The organism is Campylobacter sp. BCW_6463, from assembly GCF_001762785.1.
Taxonomy (GTDB): Bacteria; Campylobacterota; Campylobacteria; order Campylobacterales; family Campylobacteraceae; genus Campylobacter_D; species Campylobacter_D jejuni.
The window spans coordinates 1-4,849 of the sequence record NZ_MJXL01000004.1; the positions used below are offsets into that span (position 1 = coordinate 1).

A 4,849-nucleotide genomic window follows, 5' to 3' on the forward strand; every position below is an offset into this window, starting at 1 on the left:
TCCAATATAGGATGCAAACAAGAAGTATCAAGAGTTACATTAATATCTTCTATTCTAGGAATATTTATTTTTCTTTTTCTAGCCATGAAAAGCCTTGTGAGATTTGAGAATGTTTTCTAATTGCTCATCTTTAGCATAAAGAAATTTTTCTTCTAAGGAGCAATCAAAGTTTAAAGGAAAAGGTTTTAAGGTATTTTTACTTAAAAATTTTTCCCAAAGCATAGAATTTTCCTCTGAAGACAAATTCCAAAAATCATCTTTATTGTTATAAACATAATCTTGATAATCTATAAAATTTACAAAATTAATATTTGTATCTTTTTGTTTAGAGAGTAAACCTTGTATATTTTCTTCTTCGACTTTTTTTGGGATTTTGTTGTAATTGATAAGATAATGATTAAGTCTATCTTCATTTAACTCTTGATTATCAAGTTCTTTTAAAAACTCTTTAGAATAGTAATTTAAAAAATAATTATTCGCATATTTTTCTATATGTTTTTTAAAACTTCTTTTATAAATAAGTGTATTTTGGGTGGCAGGATAAGATTTAAAAGCATTATCTTTAGAATTTAATATATAGTTATAACCCGAAAAAAAATAAGAAAAATCCATAAAAGCATAATCAGCGCTGATGCCTTTACAAAGATCTAAAAACATATTTTGAAGTTCTAAAATAATTTTTTCATTTTTGCTTAAATTTAATTCTTTTTCTAGTTGCTCTTGATTTTTTGGGATAAAAGTATGACTGATTCTATGATTATAATTATCAACTAGATATTTTAAGCTTTCATCACTGAAATTAAAAGTTAAATTAAGCGAAGAGTTAAAATAAACATCATATTTATTGAAATAGGGTGCTAAGTTGTCTTTATCTATAAAAGCATTGATTTGATTTTGAGAAAAATTTTCACCACTTTCATTCCAAAAAGGAAAATTAGGAGAAAGATTTTTAAGTGCTCCTATTTCGCTTAAATCATTTTCTTGATAATATCTATGTAAAATATATTTGCTTTTATCTAAACATAGCCTATCGTAAATTTGGAGATAATTTGAAGGTAGAAAATCGCACCATTCATCATTTCCATGTAAATTTATGCCTTCAAATTTATCGATACTAAAATAAGCTTTAAGTTTCTGCATGGCTTTTAAAGTATCATTTAAATGTTTGTTATAAAAACTACCTTTATTAGCTTGTTTAAATTCAAACCAATCTTGAGAATTTAAACGATTCCCTTTTAAACTCCAAGCATCAAGATATTTTTCATCGCTAAAGGTTTTTGTAGAAAAAAGGTAAAAACTTACTTGATTAGCGCTTATATTTTGTTTCATTTTAATTCCTGAAGGTGTTTGAGGTGTTTTTATTGCTATTTTTAAAAACCTTTTTCAAATTCTTGTGAAATAAATTTTTATTTTTCACTATTTTCCTTTTTGTTGCCTAAACTATGAATTTTTTCACACCATTTATTAAAATGTCGGCATTTTAATCTTATATTATCTATGCCTATTTCTTTAGCGATTCTTCCACCGTGCAAGATTTTATTATAGCTTGGAAAAGATAAAATCTTTTTTAATCTATTTGAAGGACTTGTTTCTTTACTATTATTAATAAATTCTGGATTATCGAATTCTTTGACAATGTCTTCTAGTTTATAAATAAGTTTTTTATTCCATTCAGCATCTGCTTTAATTATTTTTGTAATATCACTAAAAAGCAAACTTTCAAATTCATGTGGCTGTATATAGCTAAAAAAATTATTTGTATCGCATTGTTGTTTAATGATTTTATCAAATTCTTCTTGTATTTTTTCAACGTGTTCATATATATTTTTATTACATTGTTTTTCTTTTAAAAATCTATTATCCAATCCATAGTAATCAAACATTGTTGTCATAAAAGCTTTTGAATCTTGTTTTAATTTTTTAACAATAAAATCAACAACCCTATCATACGCAAGTCCTCCACCTTTATGCCCTTTAGATGTAGGTATTATAAGTGGAGTAAGATAAACATTAGAGTTATAAAAATACGATCCTAAAATTTCATTTATAAATTTTTCCTCACTTTGTCCTTCGCAAATCACATAACATCTTGTAATCATTATTTTGGTCTCCCGCCTATAAGATTACTTGCCCAAATTTCTCCAAGTGTATAGTCTTCAAGCCAAGCTTCTAATTTTTCATCATCCATTCTTGTAAAAGTAGATTCATCGTTTTCTTTATCTACTACTATAATATCTTGCGCTTCAAAATGGTTTATCAGTTCTACAGATTGAGAAGAAATAATGAGTTGCTTTTCTTTAGCCACTCTCTTAATAATTTCACTTAAAACCTTTAATGCATAAGGATGTAGTCCCAATTCCGGTTCATCAATAATAATCGTTCCCGACATTAACTCAAAAGGCTGAAGCAATAAAGTAGCTAAACATATAAATCTTAAAGTCCCATCAGAAAGCATATGGGATTTAAAAGGAGTATCAGGATTATTTTTATGATACCATTCTAATTGTATATTTTCATTATTTCTAAAAATAAATCCTCCAAAGAAAGGAGCGATATCTTGTATAGTCGTTAAAATTTGTTCATAGTGATTATTGTGATTATCATGAAGCATCTTAAGATAAGCTGCTATATTTTGTGCGTCTTCTTTAAATATAAGATTGTCATTTGCATCACACATTCCCTTCATCTTGGCTGTATCGCTTGTATCATGAAAATGATAAAGTTTCCATTTTTTGATTTCATTTAGAACATGTTGTGCTACTTTTTTAGAATAACTTCGTTCTATTATATCTGAAAGATTACTTTCTAGTTGATTACTTCCTATAGGTTCTTTATAGTCTTTATAGTCTCCATCAAAGAAAATATATTCATTTAATATCATAAGCTTATTTTCACTCGTTGGAACAAAGGTAGCATGATAACCATTTTTGCCAAAAGCAAATTCAAGATATATATTTTCAGTCTTTTTTCTGCCAAAATGTAAAAAATTATCAGGTCCTTTATCTTGTGTAAAAAATTGCAAATTTTTATTAAATAAAGCATTAAGCATTTTAAATACTGAAATAAAATTACTTTTGCCCGAACCATTTGCACCGATTAAAATATTTAATTTTTTAAGCTCAAATTTGGATAAATCTTTTATGGATTTATATCCTTTGATTGTTATTTTATCTAACATCTTTATCCTTTTGCAATTCCAGAATTTTTTTGCAATTCTTGGTTTTGGTTGAAAATTTCTTCTAATTTTTCTTCATAATTTAAGTCAAATCTTTTTATCACTATTTTATTGGGTGCTACACCTTTGATATGATGTAAATACATTTCTTTAAATACTGTTTTTATACTTCTGTGTAAATGTTTATGATAGATAAAGCCATTTCTTGAACCTTGATCTCCAGCTTCTTCTGAAAAATTTCTCAAACGAGAAGTGCCAACATCTGATACTTTATACCAATTTTTATCTTTTGACCTTAAAACCTCTTTTATTGTATTTTTTTTCTTTGCCTTTGTCTCTTCATCAAATTCCTTCACCTTGTCTTTATTTTTTATTAATGCTTCATGTTCTTGAAGAGTCAATGCGCTTCCTGAAAGATTTTCTGTTAATTGTGTATAGTTATTGCATATGAAAAAATAATCAAGTTCATATTCTCTAGCAAGTTTTAATTCAAAGCTGATTTGTTCTGTCAAGCTTTGAACTTGGACATTTTTAACCTCTACCAAACTAGGAATATCATTGATGATCACTAAAAAATCAGGTATGGTGTGATTAAAACTATGAAGATTGAAATTAGCATCAATTTTTCTTTGATTGCTCAAATGGCGTGTAGATCTTTTTTTAAAAAGTAAAGAGGTGATGTATTCTCCCGCATCTCCTATAACACTGGGTGTGATTTTTTTATTCTTATTTTTTTCAAGATCTATTTTTATTTTTTTACATTCTTCAATTTTTTTATTTTGTTTATCTATCAAACTTTCTTTAGTTTTTTTAGAAATTTCTGATGGCTCAAGTTTTTTTAACATTTTAAGTTTTAACTTGGCAGTTTTTATAAGATCTTCTATTTGTTTTTCTTTTCCACCATAAGCGGCAAAGGTTGTTTTGTTATTAAGCATTTCTTTAAATTCTTCAGGTGTTTGAAACTTAAAATCATCTGGATTATTTATTTGAGCTATTTTTCTTTGAAAAGTAAGAGTTTTTTGCTTACAATTTGCTAATTCTAAAATCACAAAGCTACTATTTAAAATAGGAACAGGATCAAATTCAAAATCTTTATTATCATCTTCAGGAAGTAATCTAGGTATAAGACACCATTGAGACTTATCATAAAATTCGTCTAAAATTTCTTTTTTTATTTCTGCGATACCTTTTTCTATAGGAATTTTTTTTATGCAATTATCTTTTTTTATGCAATTATCTTTTTTTGTATAAACATCATAAAATATATCATAGTCATAATTTTTTCTTACAAATTTTCCAACAGGAGTGGCCTTATTGTCCAACTTATCAAATTCTTTATTAATATCTTCGCTGGTGCTAAGTCCAAGCTGTGCGATTTTCTCTTCTTTTTCTTGGTTGATTTTTTTTAGATATTTTTGGGAGTTATCTTTGTTAAATTGCAGGATTTCTTCTTGTGGATTTTGATCGTTTTGAATTTTTTCTACCTCTAAATGCTCTTTTACAGGTGCATAAAAGGCAATATAACCACCGATAATATCTACACTTTCAAATTCTTTAATGTAAAATTTAACATCATAAAATTTTATTTCATCGTTAATTTTCAAGAAAAAATCCTCCTTTTTATTATTTTTTTATCTTTCTTCTTTCTTCATACATTTTAATTTGTTCTGGTTC

At 26.4% G+C, this 4,849-nt stretch carries 4 protein-coding genes; all 4 read right to left on the minus strand.

Translation table 11 applies throughout. From position 1 onward, the window contains the following. Positions 1 to 78: 78 nt before the first annotated feature. Positions 79 to 1,329, minus strand: a complete 1,251-nt coding sequence (locus AJ884_RS00015; protein ID WP_044779668.1) for a hypothetical protein — start codon at positions 1,327 to 1,329, stop codon at positions 79 to 81. A gap of 77 nt (positions 1,330 to 1,406) precedes the next feature. Further along, the gene (locus tag AJ884_RS00020; RefSeq protein ID WP_002881708.1) at positions 1,407 to 2,099 is read right to left on the minus strand and encodes a DUF4276 family protein; all 693 of its coding nucleotides are present in this window, start codon (positions 2,097 to 2,099) and stop codon (positions 1,407 to 1,409) included. Further along, positions 2,099 to 3,178 carry an AAA family ATPase gene (locus tag AJ884_RS00025; RefSeq protein ID WP_070286326.1) on the minus strand — a complete coding sequence of 360 codons (1,080 nt, stop codon included), beginning with the start codon at positions 3,176 to 3,178 and terminating at the stop codon, positions 2,099 to 2,101. Before AJ884_RS00025 ends, AJ884_RS00020 begins: the two co-directional genes overlap by 1 nt. 2 nt (positions 3,179 to 3,180) lie before the next feature. Beyond that, on the minus strand, positions 3,181 to 4,779 hold the full coding sequence (locus tag AJ884_RS09840; protein ID WP_261660548.1) for a putative toxin: 1,599 nt from the start codon (positions 4,777 to 4,779) through the stop codon (positions 3,181 to 3,183). Positions 4,780 to 4,849: the final 70 nt, after the last annotated feature.